General features: G+C 42.0%; 13 protein-coding genes and 1 riboswitch. Of the genes, 8 read left to right on the forward strand and 5 right to left on the reverse strand.

What is annotated here, in order from left to right; translation table 11 throughout:
• Position 1: 1 nt before the first annotated feature.
• Together EV695_RS04315 and EV695_RS04320 are read left to right on the forward strand one after the other, a co-directional pair.
• Complete coding sequence (locus tag EV695_RS04315; protein ID WP_131904670.1) at positions 2-1,291, forward strand: DUF1800 domain-containing protein; 1,290 nt, start codon at positions 2-4, stop codon at positions 1,289-1,291.
• 37 nt (positions 1,292-1,328) lie between these two features.
• Entirely contained in the window at positions 1,329-2,468 is a 1,140-nt protein-coding gene (locus EV695_RS04320) for a DUF1501 domain-containing protein (protein WP_131904671.1), read from the forward strand.
• A gap of 124 nt (positions 2,469-2,592) precedes the next feature.
• Here the strand turns inward: EV695_RS04320 and metF are convergent, their stop codons facing one another.
• From metF to metK, 3 genes are all read right to left on the reverse strand, one after another.
• The gene (gene metF / locus EV695_RS04325) at positions 2,593-3,435 is read right to left on the reverse strand and encodes a methylenetetrahydrofolate reductase [NAD(P)H] (protein WP_131904672.1); all 843 of its coding nucleotides are present in this window, start codon (positions 3,433-3,435) and stop codon (positions 2,593-2,595) included.
• Positions 3,436-3,710: 275 nt separating this feature from the next.
• Positions 3,711-5,111 (reverse strand): adenosylhomocysteinase, encoded by a 1,401-nt coding sequence (gene ahcY / locus EV695_RS04330; RefSeq protein ID WP_131904673.1) that lies wholly within the window; start codon positions 5,109-5,111, stop codon positions 3,711-3,713.
• Positions 5,112-5,241: 130 nt separating this feature from the next.
• Positions 5,242-6,396, reverse strand: coding sequence for a methionine adenosyltransferase (gene metK / locus EV695_RS04335; protein ID WP_131904674.1), 1,155 nt, complete (start codon positions 6,394-6,396; stop codon positions 5,242-5,244).
• Between the two features lie 18 nt (positions 6,397-6,414).
• Positions 6,415-6,527: riboswitch (S-adenosyl-L-homocysteine riboswitch) on the reverse strand.
• Positions 6,528-7,112: 585 nt separating this feature from the next.
• On the opposite strand from metK, the gene tkt reads away from it, so the two are divergent.
• The 6 genes from tkt (at position 7,113) to EV695_RS04365 (ending at position 15,263) form a co-directional block, all read left to right on the forward strand.
• Positions 7,113-9,113, forward strand: coding sequence for a transketolase (gene tkt / locus EV695_RS04340; protein ID WP_131904675.1), 2,001 nt, complete (start codon positions 7,113-7,115; stop codon positions 9,111-9,113).
• A gap of 87 nt (positions 9,114-9,200) precedes the next feature.
• Positions 9,201-10,199 (forward strand): type I glyceraldehyde-3-phosphate dehydrogenase, encoded by a 999-nt coding sequence (gene gap, locus EV695_RS04345; protein WP_131904676.1) that lies wholly within the window; start codon positions 9,201-9,203, stop codon positions 10,197-10,199.
• A 162-nt stretch (positions 10,200-10,361) separates the two neighbouring features.
• Entirely contained in the window at positions 10,362-11,543 is a 1,182-nt protein-coding gene (locus tag EV695_RS04350) for a phosphoglycerate kinase (RefSeq protein WP_131904677.1), read from the forward strand.
• A 55-nt stretch (positions 11,544-11,598) separates the two neighbouring features.
• On the forward strand, positions 11,599-13,047 hold the full coding sequence (gene pyk, locus EV695_RS04355; RefSeq protein ID WP_131904678.1) for a pyruvate kinase: 1,449 nt from the start codon (positions 11,599-11,601) through the stop codon (positions 13,045-13,047).
• Between the two features lie 128 nt (positions 13,048-13,175).
• Entirely contained in the window at positions 13,176-14,240 is a 1,065-nt protein-coding gene (gene fba / locus EV695_RS04360) for a class II fructose-bisphosphate aldolase (RefSeq protein WP_131904679.1), read from the forward strand.
• A gap of 213 nt (positions 14,241-14,453) precedes the next feature.
• Positions 14,454-15,263, forward strand: a complete 810-nt coding sequence (locus EV695_RS04365; RefSeq protein ID WP_131904680.1) for an ankyrin repeat domain-containing protein — start codon at positions 14,454-14,456, stop codon at positions 15,261-15,263.
• Positions 15,264-15,366: 103 nt separating this feature from the next.
• Here the strand turns inward: EV695_RS04365 and EV695_RS04370 are convergent, their stop codons facing one another.
• Complete coding sequence (locus EV695_RS04370) at positions 15,367-16,941, reverse strand: SpoVR family protein (RefSeq protein WP_131904681.1); 1,575 nt, start codon at positions 16,939-16,941, stop codon at positions 15,367-15,369.
• The gene (locus EV695_RS04375) at positions 16,938-18,230 is read right to left on the reverse strand and encodes a YeaH/YhbH family protein (RefSeq protein ID WP_131904682.1); all 1,293 of its coding nucleotides are present in this window, start codon (positions 18,228-18,230) and stop codon (positions 16,938-16,940) included. Before EV695_RS04375 ends, EV695_RS04370 begins: the two co-directional genes overlap by 4 nt.
• Positions 18,231-18,238 lie beyond the last annotated feature (8 nt).

The raw sequence follows: 18,238 nt of genomic DNA on the forward strand, positions 1-18,238 counted from the left end.
AATGGGAAGGCTGAGTTTCTCAGACACACGGCATCTAGTCACACGGACTGCTTTAGGGCAAGAGTGGGGTGGCGTAAAAGCATTGGAAGGTAAAACCCGAGCGGAAGCTATTAGCATTCTGCTGTCTCCGTCTGCCATAAAAACACCGCCAGCACCAAGATTAACTCCATGGGCTAATGTCAACCGCATGCGAATGCGCAATGGCGCAGGGAAAAAACAAGCCCGTAAGATGATGATGCGCGAAGGCGAAAGACTAAAGCGCTGGTGGATGCTGCATCTCTTACAAACTGACACCCCCGTCAACGAACACATGACCTTGTTCTGGCACAACCATTTCACTTCATCACTAGAAAAAGTAGAGCAACCGAATCTGATGCTAAATCAGAATAAGCTACTGCGTGATAATGCCATGGGTAACTTTCGAACGCTGTTACACAAAGTAGCACGAGATCCTGCCATGCTGATTTACCTTGATGGCTCGGAGAATGTGAAAGGCAGCCCAAATGAAAATTTTGCCAGAGAATTACTCGAGTTATTTACCTTAGGCAGAGGTCATTATACCGAGAATGATATCAAAGCTGCAGCCATCGCTTTTACCGGCTGGGGTGTAAATCGTAATAATGGCACCTATGTTTATGACGCCAGACAGCACGATACCCGACCTGTAACTTTTATGGGACGACGAGGCTCTTTTTCTGGCGATCAAATCATCGATATTATTTTAGAAAAACCAAGAACTGCCGAATACATTGCGGAAAAATTCTGGAAAGAATTTGTGAGTGATATACAACCCGATCATCGCTACATCAGGAACTGGGGAGCAGCGTTTAGAAAATCAAATTACAATATCAGAACACTATTCTCAGAAGTACTCAACAGCGAACCATTTTGGTCTCCGCGTTACAAAGGGACTTTAACCAAGTCACCCATCGATTTACTGGTAGGTACATTACGCGCGTTACCTTTCCCTAAATTACCCGATACGGAACTTGTGCACATTTCACAACTCTTAGGTCAGGACTTGTTTGATCCTCCCACTGTAAAAGGTTGGGCAGGAGGCAATGACTGGATAGATACGCAAACATTATTGGTACGTACATCTTTACTCAATAAATTGACGCGCCACAGTCAGGCATCGGCAAAAGTACAGTCGTATTTACCGAAGACAACAGGATCTGAAGTTGTTCAATGGTTGTTACCATTGGCACCTGTTTTACCTTTACCTACTACGCCGGGAAAGCGACGCATGGTACGTGCGTTAATTTTAGATCCGGTATTTCAGCTTAAATAGGGCTGCTTACCTTTGATAAAAACAAAGATAACAAATAATGAATAGACGTGATTTTTTACAATACGCCAGCTTAGTTCCGCTTGCTGGCATGGCTCCCGGCGCATTTGCCGCAGGCCAAGGCAATCGACCCGATCAAATTCTTTTGATGATTGAGTTAAAAGGCGGTAACGACGGCCTTAACACACTCATCCCTTTTAGAGATGCAGATTATCATCGCGCCAGACCCACGCTCCGCGTAAAAAATGGCATTCCATTGCGAGATAATATGGCAATGAATCCTTACCTGAAAAACTTATTGCCGCTCTGGAAAGAAGGCCATATGGCATGGATTCAGGGTGTAGGTTACAGCAATCCGAGTCGTTCTCATTTTCATTCTATCGATATATGGGAAACAGCTTCTACCAAAAATAATGAATCACGCGGTTGGTTATCAAGAGTTTTGCCGCCACGTAACAACGCCGTTAATGGTATTGTATTAGGAGATAACAATCTTGGTCCAATGTCGGGAGCAAACAGTTCTGCCGTTGCTATGGAAGACCCAAAAACCTTTTTACGTCAGACAAAGTATTTAAACAAAAAAGGGTTTAAACCGGCCAATTCTTCATTGGCGCATATGCTGAATGTGCAAAATCAAATCAATACTGCAGCACAAGAATTAGGACGAATTCACAAAGGCAAACGCTCTCCGGTTAGATTTCCGCCCAGTCGTTTTGGTCGCAAACTTGAACAAGTCACTCAAATGATCATTAACGGTATGGATACGCCAGTTTACAAAGTTTCACTGGAAGGTTTTGATACGCATGCATCACAGGTAGATCAGCATAATAATCTGATGAATCACTTAGGTGGTGGCTTGCAGGCATTTTCTCAAGCAATGAAACGTGCAGGACTGTGGAACAATGTGATGGTTATTACGTATTCTGAATTTGGTCGTCGCGTTGCCGAAAACAACAGTGGCGGAACAGATCATGGTTCAGCAGCACCACATTTTGCTATTGGTGGACGAGTGCGTGGTGGTATGTATGGAAAACAGCCGAGCTTATCGCCAGATAAATTACACGACGGAGATTTGATTCACACGGTAGATTTCCGTGAAGTGTATGCGACGTTAGCGCAGCGCTGGTGGAGAAGACCCAACCCCTGGGAAAAACAATTCAGACCAATTCCGTTTGTTTAAATACTGAAATAGTTAGATAGAAAACACATAAAATAGGGGGTGGCTTTAGGTGTTTTTAAAACAACTAAAGCCACCCCCCTACTTATAAGCATATTTTTTATCTATGTTTTTAAGTAAATGAAATTTAAGCCTCAGAAAGCCCTAAGTTATTCCAGATAGCTAAACTTGGCTCGACTCTATTCATCGAATAGAAATGCAAACCCGGTACACCTTGTTCCAGTAAACGCTCACACATTCCAGTGACAAACTCATTGCCCAGTTTCTGTATCGATTCAACATCGTCACCGTATGATTCAAAACGCATACGTAACCAACGAGGAATTTCAGCACCAATTGCATCAGAAAAACGCGCCATCTGTGAAAAATTAGTAATTGGCATAATTCCAGGCATCACCGGAATATCAATCTGTGCTTTTTCTAAACTATCCATAAAATGGAAGTAAGCATCAGCATTGAAAAAGTATTGTGTAATTGCACGGTCTGCGCCCGCTTTTGCTTTACGACCAAAATTTTCGATATCTGCATCAAAGTTTTTAGCTTGCGGATGTTTTTCAGGATAAGCAGCGATTTCAATTTGAAAGTGATCGCCAGTTTCTGCACGAATAAATTCAACTAGCTCATTGGCATAGTGAAAATCACCAATTTCAAACATACCTGATGGCAAATCACCGCGTAATGCCACGATGCGATTGATTCCGTTGTCTTTATAATCGTTCAGCATTTGACGAATCTGTTCTTTCTCAGAACCGATACAGGAAAGATGTGGTGCTGTTGCAATTCCCGTCTCTTTCTGAATACTGAGAACCGTTCCTTTTGTCGCATCTTGTGTTGTTCCGCCTGCACCGTAAGTAACAGAATAGAACGCTGGATTATAGTGAGATAATTCTTTGCTAACTTGTGAGAGTTTTTCAACACCAACTTCAGTTTTAGGAGGGAAGAACTCAAAGCTATATGAATGGTCTTTCATGGTTATTACTCCTAGTTAAGTTGAAATCTTTGCGCAACATAATGACTGTAAAAAATACGATGAAAATCTTCATCTTTTTCATAAAACTCAGACAATATCCGAGATTGTTTTATCATTAATATGAAAAACTGGGAAATGAAATGTATTTAGATTCGCCGGGTGATGACGAAAAGATCTCTGAAATATAAAGTACTACTAATGACACCCCCCCACTTTAGGGCAGTTTTTTAAAAATATGCCTGTAAGTGGGGGGGTGTACTTTATAAAACTAACTATTAGTAACGGTAATGCTCAACTTTGTAAGGACCCGCTTTATCAACACTGATGTAATCAGCCTGAACTGACGTTAATTCAGTTAAGTTTGCACCAATTTTTTCAAGGTGAAGACGAGCAACTTCTTCGTCTAATGCTTTTGGTAGCATGTAAACGTCGTTCTCGTACTTTTCGCCATGACAGAAAATTTCGATCTGCGCTAACACCTGGTTAGTGAAAGAAGCTGACATTACGAAACTTGGGTGTCCAGTTGCACAACCCAGGTTTACTAAACGACCTTGAGCAAGAAGAATGATGCGGTTGCCGCTAGGTAAAATGATGTGGTCAACTTGTGGTTTGATGTTTTCCCACTCGTATTTTTCCATATCTGCAACAGCGATTTCGTTATCGAAGTGACCGATGTTACAAACGATAGTCTCATGCTTCATCTGTAGCATGTGCTCTTCAGTAATTACATTGAAGTTACCAGTCGCTGTTACAACGATATCAACTTGTGCTGCTACGTCATCCATATTTACAACGCGGTAGCCTTCCATTGCTGCTTGAAGTGCACAAATTGGATCGATTTCAGTAACCCAAACAGTAGCGCCTAAACCACGTAGTGATTGTGCACAACCTTTACCAACGTCACCGTAACCAAGTACAACAGCAATTTTACCTGCGATCATTACGTCAGTAGCACGCTTGATACCGTCAACCAAAGACTCGCGACAACCGTATAGGTTATCAAACTTAGACTTAGTGACAGAATCGTTTACGTTGATTGCTGGGTAAGCTAGCTCGCCCTTTTTAACCATTTCGTATAAACGATGTACACCCGTAGTTGTTTCTTCCGTAACACCTTGAATGTTAGGACGAATGTTTGAGTACCATGTTGGATCTGTCTTCAATTTCTCTTTGATAGAGTTGAACATGCAGATTTCTTCTTCACTGCCTGGGTTATCCAGTACAGAGATATCTTTTTCAGCTTTAACACCTAACTCGATTAAACCAGTAGCGTCGCCACCATCATCAAGAATCATGTTTGGAGTACCGCCATCATGCCATTCAAAAATTCTGTGGCAGTAATCCCAGTACTCGTCCAGTGTTTCGCCTTTAACCGCGAATACAGGAACACCCGATGCAGCGATTGCAGCAGCAGCGTGATCTTGAGTAGAGAAGATGTTACACGTTGCCCAACGAACTTCTGCACCTAATGCAGTTAACGTTTCGATAAGAACAGCTGTCTGAATAGTCATGTGTAAAGAGCCAGCAATACGAGCACCTTTTAAAGGCTTGTCTGTACCGTGCTTTTCACGTAATGCCATTAAACCAGGCATTTCATTTTCTGCGATATTGAGTTCTTTACGACCCCAATCTGCGAGTGTTATATCAGCGATAATATAATCTTGTGCTTTAGTCATGATATTTTCCTATTAAATTTAAAGTAAAAATTTAGGAACGCAGTTGAAAGTTTTAGCTACTTTTCTGAGCCTCCCATGATTACTGATTAAGCAATCCGGTGCAGCGTTCCTCAGAAAAGTAGCAAATAGATTAAACGCTAGCTTTTAGTGCTTCAGCTCGGTCAGTCTTTTCCCAAGGTAAACCGATGTTCTCACGACCGAAGTGACCGTAAGCAGCAGTTTGCTTGTAGATAGGCTTGAGTAAATCCAGCATTGTCATAATGCCGTAAGGACGTAGGTCGAAGTTTTCACGAACCAGTGCTTCGATTTTCTCATCAGAAATAGTGCCAGTACCGAATGTTTCGATAGAGATTGACGTTGGCTCAGCAACACCGATTGCGTAAGAAACCTGAATTTCACAACGCTCAGCAAGACCAGCAGCAACAATATTTTTAGCGACATAACGACCAGCGTATGCAGCAGAACGGTCAACTTTTGATGGGTCTTTACCAGAGAATGCACCGCCACCGTGACGCGCCATTCCACCGTAAGTATCAACGATGATTTTACGACCTGTAAGACCACAATCGCCCACTGGACCACCGATAACGAAGTTACCTGTTGGGTTGATGTGGTAAAGCGTATCTGCATTTAACCATTCAGCAGGTAAAACCGGCTTAACGATTTCTTCCATAACCGCTTCTTGAAGATCAGCAAGACTGATGTCTGGGCTGTGTTGCGTTGAAAGTACAACCGCATCGATAGCAACTGGCTTGTCGCCTTCGTAACGGAAAGTTACCTGGCTCTTAGCATCTGGGCGCAAGAAAGGAAGCGTGCCGTTTTTCATTAGCTCAGCTTGTTTTGCAACCAAAAGATGTGAATAGGTGATTGGAGCAGGCATCAAAACATCAGTTTCGTTACTTGCGTAACCGAACATTAAGCCTTGATCTCCAGCGCCTTGTGATTCTTTGTCTTCGCGGTCTACACCCATTGCGATATCAGGTGATTGTTGACCTAGTGCGTTTATAACGGCACATGAATCGCCGTCAAAACCAATTTCTGAACTGGTGTAACCGATTTCTTTAACTGTATCACGTACGATTTTTTCATAATCGACAACAGCGCTAGTAGTTACTTCACCAGCAAGAATGATCATGCCCGTCTTAGCCATAGTCTCGCAGGCTACACGTGCATCTGTATCTTGTTCTAGAATTGCATCAAGGACAGCATCAGAAATTTGATCTGCCAACTTGTCGGGGTGACCCCCAGAAACCGACTCGGATGTGAATAAATGATTCCCAGCCATATTAAGTTCTCCTTAAATATTAGCTGAGCGTCGTTGCATATTCATTAAACAGCCGTCACGGTCTGTCTAATTAGCTTGAGCCTAGTCTAATATTTTGAAAAAAATATCGGATTGCAACGCTCCTCAAGCAAGGGGGCAACATTCTATACCAAAAGAAATTTAATTTCTAGTACCCTTAGTGACAAAGGATGTACCGCTTAAACTTCCTTAGAATACCTCTGATTAGAGGTTGCTCAGTAAGGCTAAGTCCAGCACAATATGGCCTCTAAATAATCCACCCCCCTACTTTGACGAACGTTTTAAGGTAAGGCTTATTTGGATATTTAAGTGTTGATGGTCTTTGTTTATAACGACAGGAATGGTTACTCGTTGATGATAATTACGTTATCTATTTTTCGAGCATAGGAGTCTAAGTTTATTTTCAAAAATACCGATATACATAAGCAACCCTTATATAATAAGCAGGTAATATTTAGTTTCGTTAAACGTTGAATTGCAACAGAATGTGCCATCTGTCCCTTTCAACTATAGTAAACATCAGATTTTATAACGTGTTTTATCTTATATGATTAAAGTATAACTCCAGTTAAATAATAGATTTCTATGTGGCTTATGCACCTAATGAAAGGTTTAGGCTATACAGAAATATATTATCGATACTATTTTTAAACCTGATTAATACTGATTTAAAGCTAACACAATCTAAGGAGAGCTTAATGTCTAATCGCGCAACTCTGGCTAACGCCATCCGTGCCCTTACCATGGACGCCATACAAATTCCTAACTCTGGCCATCCTGGTGCACCGATGGGAATGGCAGATATCGCCGAAGTACTTTATAACGACTTTATGAAGCACAATCCAACTAACCCAAACTGGGCTGACCGCGATCGCTTTATTATGTCTAATGGACATGGCTCTATGTTGCCGTATTCCGTTCTTCATTTAACGGGTTATGATTTATCTATTGATGATCTTAAATCTTTCCGTAAATTACATTCTAAAACACCGGGTCATCCAGAATATGGATATGCGCCAGGTATAGAAACAACAACTGGTCCATTGGGTCAAGGCATCACTAATGCTGTTGGTTTTGCATTGGCAGAAAAAGTCATGGCAGCGCAATTCAACAAAGACGGTCATGAAATTGTTGATCACAATACTTATGTATTCCTGGGTGATGGTTGTTTAATGGAAGGCATTTCTCATGAAGCGTGTTCATTAGCGGGTTCATTTGGTTTAGGTAAAATGATTTGCTTCTACGATGATAACGACATCTCTATCGATGGAAATGTTGATGGTTGGTTTATCGATGATACGCCAAAGCGTTTTGAAGCATACGGCTGGCATGTACAATCTATTGATGGACATGATCCAGAAGCAATCAAAGCAGCAACACAAGCAGCGATTGATGCATCTGATAGACCGTCACTTATTTGTTGTAAAACCATCATAGGTAAAGGCGCACCTAATAAAGAAGGTGGACACCATGTGCATGGTGAAGCGTTAGGAGCAGAAGAAATTGCTGCTACCCGTAAGAACCTGGGTTGGGATTATCCTCCGTTTGAGATTCCAGCAGAAGTTTACGCAGGGTGGGATGCAAAAGAAGCCGGTACTGTGGCTGAAAACGAATGGAATGCTAAATTCGCTGCATACAGTGAAGCATATCCTGAAGAAGCATCAGAATTTGAACGCCGCATGGCTGGTGAACTTCCAATTGGTTGGGATGAATTTGCGGCAAAGGCGATTGCTGACATTAATGAAGCTGCACCAACTCAAGCAACACGTATCTCATCAAAAATGTCATTAAATGCATTCTCTCCGATGCTACCTGAGCTACTCGGCGGTTCTGCCGATTTAACACCATCAAATAACACCTTTAGCGAAACCAGCGTTAAGATTAACGATAACAATGGTTCTAAAGAGATGAATTTCGCTGGAAACTATATCTCTTACGGTGTGCGTGAATTTGGTATGTCAGCGATTATGAACGGCGTTACATTACACGGCGGATTGGTACCTTACGGTGCAACCTTCCTGATGTTCTCAGAATATGCACGTAATGCATTACGCATGGCAGCATTAATGAAGATTCAAAGTATCTTTGTGTACACCCATGACTCAATTGGATTAGGTGAAGATGGTCCGACTCACCAAGCTGTTGAGCAAATTCCTACACTACGTATGATTCCTAATATGTCAGTTTGGCGTACCTGTGATGCTGTCGAAACTGCTGTTTCATGGAAACATGCAATCGAGAGAAACAATGGACCTACCACATTAATCTATTCTAGACAGAACCTTGCACACCAACCTCGTTCAGCAGAACAAATTGCTAATATCGAAAAAGGTGGCTATATTCTGGTGGATACTGATGGAACGCCTGATGCCATTGTCATCGCAACAGGTTCTGAAGTAGATCTAGCCGTAAAAGCAGCTGAAGCCTCTGATAAAAAAGTACGTGTTGTATCAATGCCTTCAGTTGATATGTATGAAGCGCAAGATGATGCTTATAAAGAGTCAGTATTACCCGCTGCTGTAACCGCTCGCGTAGCAGTAGAAGCAGCGATTATGGACGGATGGTGGAAGTACGTTGGCACCAACGGTAAGGTCATAGGCATGACCACTTTTGGTGAATCTGCTCCAGCACCTGACTTATTTGAATATTTTGGCTTTACGGTAGACAATGTAGTTAACGCTATTAACGAAGTAGCCTAAACAAATTATCCAATACGCCCCGATTAAACCGGGGCGCTATTGTTTTTATCTTTTATCAATTTTTTATATTTTTCTGAGGAGAAACCCATGACAACAAAAGTCGGCATTAACGGTTTTGGACGTATCGGACGTATGGTATTTCGTGCGATCAAAAAAGACTTTCCTAGCCTTGAAGTAGTTGGAATCAATGACTTGCTTGATAACGATTACCTCGCATACATGCTTAAGTATGATACGGCTCATGGACGTTTTGATGGTGAAGTAACAGATGTAGATGATAGTTCTTTCACGGTTGATGGTAACAAAATCCGTTTAACAGCTGAACGCAATCCTGCGGACCTTAAGTGGGCCGATGTTGACGTAGACGTAGTTCTTGATTGTACTGGATTCTTCCTTACTGAAGAAAGCTGTCAGGCACATATCGATGCTGGCGCAAAGAAGGTTGTTCAATCTGCGCCTTCTAAAGACGGTACACCAATGTTTGTATACGGTGTTAACCATGACGAATATGACGGACAAGCGATTATTTCTGCCGCTTCATGTACCACTAACTGCCTTGCGCCAGTGGCTAAAGTTATCAACGATAACTGGGGTCTTAAGCGTGGTTTGATGACAACTGTGCATGCTGCAACAGCTTCACAGAAAACCGTTGATGGTCCTTCAACAAAAGATTGGCGTGGTGGCCGTTCTGTATTTGAAAATATTATCCCATCTTCAACAGGTGCTGCTAAAGCAGTAGGTGTTGTACTTCCTGAACTTAACGGCAAACTGACTGGTATGGCTTTCCGTATCCCATCTGTTGACGTTTCTGTGGTTGACCTTACTTGTGAGTTAGACAAGCCAGCAAGCTACGAAGAAATTTGTGCGGCAATCAAAGAAGCATCTGAAGGTTCTATGAAAGGCACGTTACAGTACACAGAAGAGAAAGTTGTATCATCAGACTTCCGTGGTATTAGCGCTTCTTCTATCTTTGACGCTGGCGCTGGTATTGCACTAGACGACACATTCGTTAAAGTCGTTTCATGGTACGACAACGAGTATGGTTACACTTGTAACATGCTTCGTTTAGTTGATCATATCGCTTAACAGCATCGTTTATTTGTGGGTATGCCTGGCATACCCACAGATTGCTTAAATAAGTAGGCTGGTCTGCCTTTCCTAAAAAAGCCCTTGTAAGTAGGGGGGTGGCTTTAGATACCTTGCTAGTTTCTTTATTTAATCAATCTAAAAATTAATAGGAGATTCTCTGTGTCTGTAATCAAAATGACTGACCTAGACCTTGCTGGCAAGCGTGTTCTTATTCGCCAAGATCTCAATGTCCCCGTTAAAGATGGCAAAGTAACATCTGACAAACGTATTCGTGCATCGTTACCAACCATTCAAAAGGCACTTGCAGCAGGTGCCAAAGTCATGATCATGTCACATTTGGGTCGCCCTACAGAAGGCTCTCCTGAAGAAGAATTTTCACTAGCACCCGTTGCTAATCATTTAGGTGAACTGCTCAGCACCGATGTTCGATTAATCACTGATTATCTAGAAACAACACCAGAAGTCGCTGACGGCGAAGTCGTTTTATTAGAAAACGTACGTTTCAATAAAGGCGAAAAAGCCAATGATGAAACACTATCAAAACAATATGCAGCACTTTGCGATATCTACGTAATGGATGCATTCGGTACTGCACATCGCGCTCAGGCTTCAACGCACGGTGCTGGTCAATTTGCACCTACTGCGGCTGCGGGACCTTTGCTTGCTGGCGAATTAGAAGCCTTAGGCAAAGCACTGGATAATCCAGCTCGTCCAATGGTGGCACTGGTTGGTGGTTCTAAAGTTTCGACAAAATTAACCGTTTTAGAATCTCTATCAAAAGTTGTAGATCAATTAATCGTTGGCGGTGGAATCGCGAATACCTTTATTGCAGCTGAAGGTCACAATGTTGGAAAATCACTGTACGAAGAAGATTTGGTAGAAACTGCCAAAAACCTAAAAGCTGCGGCACAGGCAAACGGTGGTGACATTCCGGTACCTGTCGATGTGGTTTGCGGTAAAGAGTTTTCTGAAACGGCAGAAGCTACCGTCAAAGACGTTAGCGATGTCTCTGATGACGATATGATTTTTGATATCGGTCCAAAATCAGCGGCAGAACTTGCTGAAGTCATTAAAAATGCTGGCACAATCGTTTGGAATGGTCCTGTGGGCGTTTTCGAATTTGATCAATTTGGTGAAGGCACCAAAGCGATTGCAATGGCGATAGCTGAGTCAAAAGGCTTCTCCGTCGCTGGCGGTGGTGACACACTGGCAGCAGTTGATAAATATGATATAGCAGATAAAGTTTCATATATTTCTACTGGTGGCGGTTCATTCCTTGAGTTTTTGGAAGGCAAAAAACTACCTGTGGTTGCAATGCTAGAAGAACGAGCGAAGGGTTAATATTTTAGTAATGAAGTCACTTTATAATCTGATTTTTTACTAGCATATATTAATCATGAGACGAACTAAGATAGTAGCAACAATGGGTCCGGCAACGGACACTCCAGAATCTGTTGAGGCAATGATACGTGCAGGCGTAGACGTTGTACGAATGAATTTTTCTCACGGCGAGGTCGAAGACCATATCCGTCGTGTAAAAATGGTCCGGGATATTGCTGATAAACTGGGTTGGTCTGTTGGCATTTTAGGTGACTTACAAGGGCCTAAAATTCGTATCGATCGTTTTGTAAACGATAAGGTTACCATTATCGCAGGTGACTCTTTTATTCTCGATGCGACACTGGATAAGTCATCAGGAACTACAGAGCGTGTAGGCATTGCTTATAAAGATCTGCCTAATGACGTTTACAAGGGTGATGAACTGTTACTCGATGATGGCAGAATTGTTCTAGCCGTCACGGATGTAATCGGAGAAGAAATTCACACCAAGGTCTTGGTTGGTGGTGACCTTTCTAATAATAAAGGCATCAATAAACGCGGTGGTGGTATCTCAGCTGAAGCGTTAACGGAAAAAGACAAAGAAGATATAAAAACAGCTGCCAAAATAGGCGTTGATTTTTTAGCGGTATCATTTCCAAGAAGTGCAGCAGATATAGAGTATGCTCGATTATTAATGCAAGATGCTGGTGGAGATGCCGCACTTGTCGCAAAAATTGAACGAGCAGAAGCGGTAGAACAACCTACTTTAGACGACATTATTAGTGCATCTGATGTGATTATGGTTGCCAGAGGCGATTTGGGTGTCGAGATTGGTGACGCTAATTTGCCTTTGATGCAGAAAAAGCTGATCAAACGTGCGAGAAACCTCAACTGTGCGGTGATTACAGCGACACAGATGATGGAGACCATGATTGATAATACAATTCCGACAAGAGCGGAGGTATTTGACGTCGCTAATGCCGTAATGGATGGCACTGATGCAGTGATGCTATCTGGCGAAACAGCTGTTGGTAAACACCCGGCAAAAGTTGTTTCTGCGATGGCCAATATTTGTATCGAAGCAGAGCAATCTACTTCACAGAAGAAATCCAGGCATCGTATTGGCAAGCGTTTCCAGCGAATTGATGAAGCCATCGCCATGTCGACAATGTATGCCGCAAATCATATGGGTGTGAAAGGTATTGGTGCCTTAACTGAATCTGGTTCGACAGCACTATGGATGTCTCGTATCAGCTCGGGAATTCCAATATATGCCATGACTACGCATAAGAAAACCTGTCGTAAAGTGAGTATGTATCGTGGTGTTTATCCTGTTTGGGTACATGAACCTTTGAGTGATCCATTGCAGGCTAATCGCATAGTAGTTGAACACTTGGTGGTAGAAAAAATAGTTAAAGATGGTGATTTGGTGATTGTCACAAAAGGCGATTTACTAGGAACAGGATCCGATGGCGGCACCAATCAAATGAAAGTAATTCGAGTTGGAGAACATCACAACGGTTAACCCACTTGAAGGTTGTTTTTGCTATTTATATAACAAACGCACCAAACTGTTAAAGCCAGTTAAAAAGACATTATTCTGATTAACTGATTCGTAATTTTATAAGTGATTAAATAGTAAAGGAGATTTCAATGGCCCTGATTTCGATGAGACAACTGCTAGATCATGCAGCAGAAAATGGCTACGGTATGCCAGCGTTCAACGTGAATAACATGGAGCAAGTACATGCGATCATGCAAGCAGCGGATGAAACAAATTCACCGGTTATATTACAAGGTTCTGCAGGTGCGCGCGCTTATGCAGGCGAACCTTTCTTACGCCATTTGATAACTGCAGCGACTGAAATGTATCCGCATATACCTGTTGCTATGCACCAGGATCATGGCTCTGAACCTGCAGTATGTTTGCGTTCTATTCAGTCTGGTTTCACCTCGGTGATGATGGATGGATCGCTAGAAGCAGATATGAAGACTCCAGCGAGTTTTGAATACAATGTCGGTGTTACCAAAGAAGTGGTAAAAATGGCGCATGCTGGTGGTGTATCTGTAGAAGGCGAATTAGGTTGTTTGGGTTCTCTAGAAACCGGTGAAATGGGCGAAGAAGATGGTCATGGCGCTGAAGGCAAACTCGACATGGACATGCTACTCACTTCGGCTGAAGAAGCAGCTGATTTTGTTAAAGCGACCAATGTTGATGCATTAGCAATCGCTATCGGAACCTCACACGGTGCTTACAAATTTACCAAAGAGCCTGATGGAGATATTTTACGAATAGATCGTATTAAAGAAATCCACGAGCGTCTTCCTAACACGCACTTGGTAATGCACGGTTCTTCATCAGTACCTCAGGATTGGTTAGAGATCATCAATAACTATGGCGGCGATATGGGCCAGACTTATGGTGTTCCTGTTGAGGAAATCGTTGAAGGTATCAAAAACGGTGTTGCAAAAGTTAACATCGATACAGATTTACGCATGGCGTCTACGGGTTCTATCCGTAAGTTCATGGCAGAAAATCCATCTGTATTTGATCCACGTAAATTCTTGAAAGAGTCTACCAATGCGATGCGACAGATCTGTAAAGCACGTTTCGAGTCATTCGGTTGTGAAGGTAATGCGTCAAAGATTACACCGATTTCATTAGATGTAATGTCACAGCGTTATGCATCTGGAGAGTTAGACCAGAAAGTGACTTAATTTCTTAAGTTTCACAAGTCTATAAAAAGGGTGCTTTTAGCACCCTTTTTTAATGACATAAAAAAGTGCCTTAAGTAGGGGGGTGAACTATTTAAATCAATGTACACCCTTAGTAAGCGTATTTAAAAAGATAACTGCCTAATCATCAAGCAACTGATTTTTACTATTTATCTTATAATCAATAGATAAGACGTGCTTACAAAGGAACTTAAAATGAAATGCTCTAACATCGCTTTATACACAGTGGTCACCACTACTTTCCTGGTAAGTAATCTATCAGCAAGCGCAAACTCTGAATATGCCTACGATATGTCTGATATTGGGGCCCTGCAAAGCGAGTATCAAAAGCAACTCAAAAAACCAAAAGCAGCTCCAGCCAAAAGAATGGTAAAGAAACCACCATCGAGACCCGTGACAAAATCATCACAGTCGAACCAGAGTTTCAATGAGCAGGTGCGTCTGTTAAATGCCCAACAGCAATCACGAAAACAACAGCAATTAGCAACGCGTAAAAAGCAATTACAGCAGCAAACTAAAAAGCGTCAAATGCAGCAGCTACAACAGAAAAAAACAAATTTCCAACAAAGACCTGTGCAAGCGTCTCAAAATCGACTTGCGCCAAGAGCACCAGCAGCAACCCAAGCACCTGCACCGACATCCAATGAATTATTTGATGCGGCTAGTAGAGGCGATGTGCGAACTATTGGTCAATTGATAAATCGTGGAGTGAATGTAAATTCAGGAAATGCGGAGAGAGAAACTGCGCTGCACATGGCGGCTGCAAAAGGACATTATTCCGCAGTCATCTACTTAATCAATCATGGGGCAAACATTAATGCCCGAACAGTTAATAACTGGTTACCGATTCATCATGCTACACGCTTTCGCCACGCTCAGATTGCAAATTATCTAAAGCAGCGTGGATCGTCTCCTTATGCTAAAACATCAGATGGATTGAGTGCAATTGATATGGCTAAAGCGACCAATGACAGACGAATTCTTGGCGCATTCGGTGTTCGTTAGAATAAGCGATTACGACTAATTCTATTGCCACCCCCCCACTTTGGGGCATATTTTTTAAACAATAATAGATCAGTTAACGTTAGTCATTATTACTCAAGTAATGCTAAGCATAAGTCGAATAGCTCGTCACTGTCTCTCCATTTTCATCCACTGAATTTAGTTTGACGTCGTAGCCCCATAACTGACGAATATGTTTTACAACTTCAGTCGTTGCAGGGCCTAATGGTCTGCGGTTATTCATATAGTGATTTAGGGTTAGGGTTCTATTCCCAAGAATATCAACATCAAAAACCTGAATATCTGGTTCTCTATAACTCAGGTTATATTGTTGTGATAATTGATCACGGATTTGTTTGTAACCTTGCTCATTATGAATCGCTTCTACACCAATCGTCTCTTGCGAATCGTCATCATTCAGATGGAATAATTTAAAATCACGCATGACTTTTGGAGATAGAAATTGCAGTACAAAACTTTCATCTCGATAATTGCGCATTGCATTATGTAATGTTTCTAACCAGTCGCTGCCTGCAATATCCGGGAACCATTCATAATCTTCTTCTGTCGGGTCTTCACATATCCTTCGAATATCTTGCATCATCGCAAAACCCAAAGCATAAGGATTAATACCTGAATAATACGGGCTATCAAAATCTGGTTGCGCCACAACACTCGTATGCGACACCAAAAATTCCATGATGAAGCCTTCAGAGACTAATCCTTCATCATATAGCTCATGCAAAATGGTGTAATGCCAGAACGTCGCCCAGCCTTCATTCATCACTTGTGTTTGTCGTTGTGGGTAAAAGTACTGTGATATTTTTCTTACGATACGGACTATTTCGCGCTGCCAGTTTTCAAGTTTTGGCGATGTTTTCTCAATAAAGTACAAAAGGTTTTCTTGTGGGTCTTCTGGAAAACGTTTTTTCTTTGCCACTTTATCCTTCTCTTCAGGCAATGTGCGCCAAAGATCATTAATATGTTTCTGGATATATTCTTCGCGTTCTTTCTGACGTTTTTGTTCTTCAACCACAGAAATTGGAGTAGGGCGCTTGTAACGATCGACTCCGTAATTCATCAGCGCATGGCAAGAATCCAGAATCTTTTCTACCTCTTCTACTCCGTATCGCTCTTCGCATTTTGCGATATAACCTTTGGCAAATAACAGGTAATCAATGATTGCTTCGGCATCTGTCCATTCTCTAAAAAGATAATTTCCTTTGAAAAAAGAGTTATGGCCATAACAGGCATGCGCTATCACTAACGCCTGCATTGTCAGCGTGTTTTCTTCCATCAAATAAGCGATACATGGGCTGGAGTTAATCACGATTTCATAGGCTAATCCCATACGTCCGCGTTGATAATCCTGTTGCGTACTTAGAAACGATTTGCCGTAAGACCAATGATTATAGTTAATCGGCATACCGACTGATGCATAGGCATCCATCATTTGATCTGAACGAATCACTTCTATCTGATTCGGATAAGTGTCTAACTTGAATTTCTCCTTAGCGATACGACTGATTTCTTTGTCGTATTTTTCTAGTAATTCAAAAGTCCACTCAGAACTTGTCGAAATATAGTTCTTTTCGTTATGAGGTCCATGAGGTTGTGCGGGTTCTGATCGCCCATCTACATCAAATTTGGAAAACGGTGTTTGTTTGTTGGTTTTACTCATGTCCGAAGCCCCTCTTTTTTAAACAGCTCACGGAACACTGGAAAAATTTCACTGTTATTTCTTACTTTGCTCAACGCAAAACTATCGCTAAAGCTCTCTTTTAAATCTGTGTATAGACGCCACAATTCTTGCGGGTCTTGCTCCCCAATTTCTATATAAGTGAAGTATTGAACAGCGGGTAAAATTTGCTGTGTCATTAATTCATGGCACTTTGCGGTATCATTTTGCCAGTTATCACCATCAGATGCCTGAGCACCATAGATATTCCATTGATCAGCAGGATAACGTTCTTTGATAATTTCATTCATCAGTTCCAGAGCACTCGATACCACCGTTCCACCTGTTTCACGAGAATAGAAAAAATCCTCTTCGCTCACTTCTTCCGCTTTAGTGTGGTGACGGATAAACACGACGTCTATTTTTTCGTAACTGCGGTGTAAAAACAGATACAGCAAATAGAAAAAACGTTTGGCGGTGTCTTTGATTTCCTGAGTCATAGAACCGGATACGTCCAACACACAAAACATCACTGCCTTTGGCGAAGGCTGTGGAATCTTCACGCGTAGATTGAATTTCAGGTCGAATTCATCGATATAGGGCAGCGCATCCAGGCGGGCTGTTAATGAAGCAATTTCATCTTCCAGCAATAACTTTTTCTTTTTTTGCTCTTCATCATACGGCTTGGGTGTGGCTTCCAGAAATTCAGCAAGCTCCTCTCGCAACTCTCTGCGCTTCCTTCTTTTTTTACCTCCCAATGCTATTCGACGAGCTTGTGCGCTGCGCAATGAACGCACCACATTCACTTGATTGGGGCTACCTACTTCGCTAATTCCTGCGCGTTTATAACTGAATGAATCATCCGTACTCAATTGCAGTTTGATCATATTCGGCAAGGCCAGATCTTCAAACATGAACTCTAAGAATTCTTCCTGAGAGATCTGAAAAACGAACTCATCTTCACCTTCGCCAGAATCTGATGCTTCCCCTTCACCAGACCCTCCTTCACCGCCTTCTGGTCGTTTGAATCGATCACCCACGACAAAATCTTTATTGCCCGGATGAACAATATTTTGGTTGCCACCTTTACCATGGCTAAATACTGGCTCAGATAAATCCTTCTTGGGGATGCTGATGCTATCCCCATTTTCCATATCTTCCAACTTACGCTCATTTACTGCGTCGGAAACAGCTTTGCGTATTTGCTTTCGATAGCGCTTTAAAAAGCGCTGACGATTAACCGTGCTTTTATTTTTACTGTTGAGCCGGCGATCTACGATGTAAGATGACATTTTGTCTC

Origin of the sequence: Cocleimonas flava, from assembly GCF_004339015.1 — a bacterium.
GTDB classification, from domain to species: Bacteria; Pseudomonadota; Gammaproteobacteria; order Thiotrichales; family Thiotrichaceae; genus Cocleimonas; species Cocleimonas flava.

Excerpts from the sequence above, each read along its gene's own strand:
- EV695_RS04315 (WP_131904670.1), top strand. The coding sequence starts at position 2 with ATGGGAAGGCTGAGTTTCTCAGACACACGGCATCTAGTCACACGGACT.
- EV695_RS04320 (WP_131904671.1), top strand. The coding sequence starts at position 1,329 with ATGAATAGACGTGATTTTTTACAATACGCCAGCTTAGTTCCGCTTGCT.
- metF (WP_131904672.1), bottom strand. The coding sequence starts at position 3,435 with ATGAAAGACCATTCATATAGCTTTGAGTTCTTCCCTCCTAAAACTGAA.
- ahcY (WP_131904673.1), bottom strand. The coding sequence starts at position 5,111 with ATGACTAAAGCACAAGATTATATTATCGCTGATATAACACTCGCAGAT.
- metK (WP_131904674.1), bottom strand. The coding sequence starts at position 6,396 with ATGGCTGGGAATCATTTATTCACATCCGAGTCGGTTTCTGGGGGTCAC.
- tkt (WP_131904675.1), top strand. The coding sequence starts at position 7,113 with ATGTCTAATCGCGCAACTCTGGCTAACGCCATCCGTGCCCTTACCATG.
- gap (WP_131904676.1), top strand. The coding sequence starts at position 9,201 with ATGACAACAAAAGTCGGCATTAACGGTTTTGGACGTATCGGACGTATG.
- pyk (WP_131904678.1), top strand. The coding sequence starts at position 11,599 with ATGAGACGAACTAAGATAGTAGCAACAATGGGTCCGGCAACGGACACT.
- fba (WP_131904679.1), top strand. The coding sequence starts at position 13,176 with ATGGCCCTGATTTCGATGAGACAACTGCTAGATCATGCAGCAGAAAAT.
- EV695_RS04365 (WP_131904680.1), top strand. The coding sequence starts at position 14,454 with ATGAAATGCTCTAACATCGCTTTATACACAGTGGTCACCACTACTTTC.
- EV695_RS04370 (WP_131904681.1), bottom strand. The coding sequence starts at position 16,941 with ATGAGTAAAACCAACAAACAAACACCGTTTTCCAAATTTGATGTAGAT.
- EV695_RS04375 (WP_131904682.1), bottom strand. The coding sequence starts at position 18,230 with ATGTCATCTTACATCGTAGATCGCCGGCTCAACAGTAAAAATAAAAGC.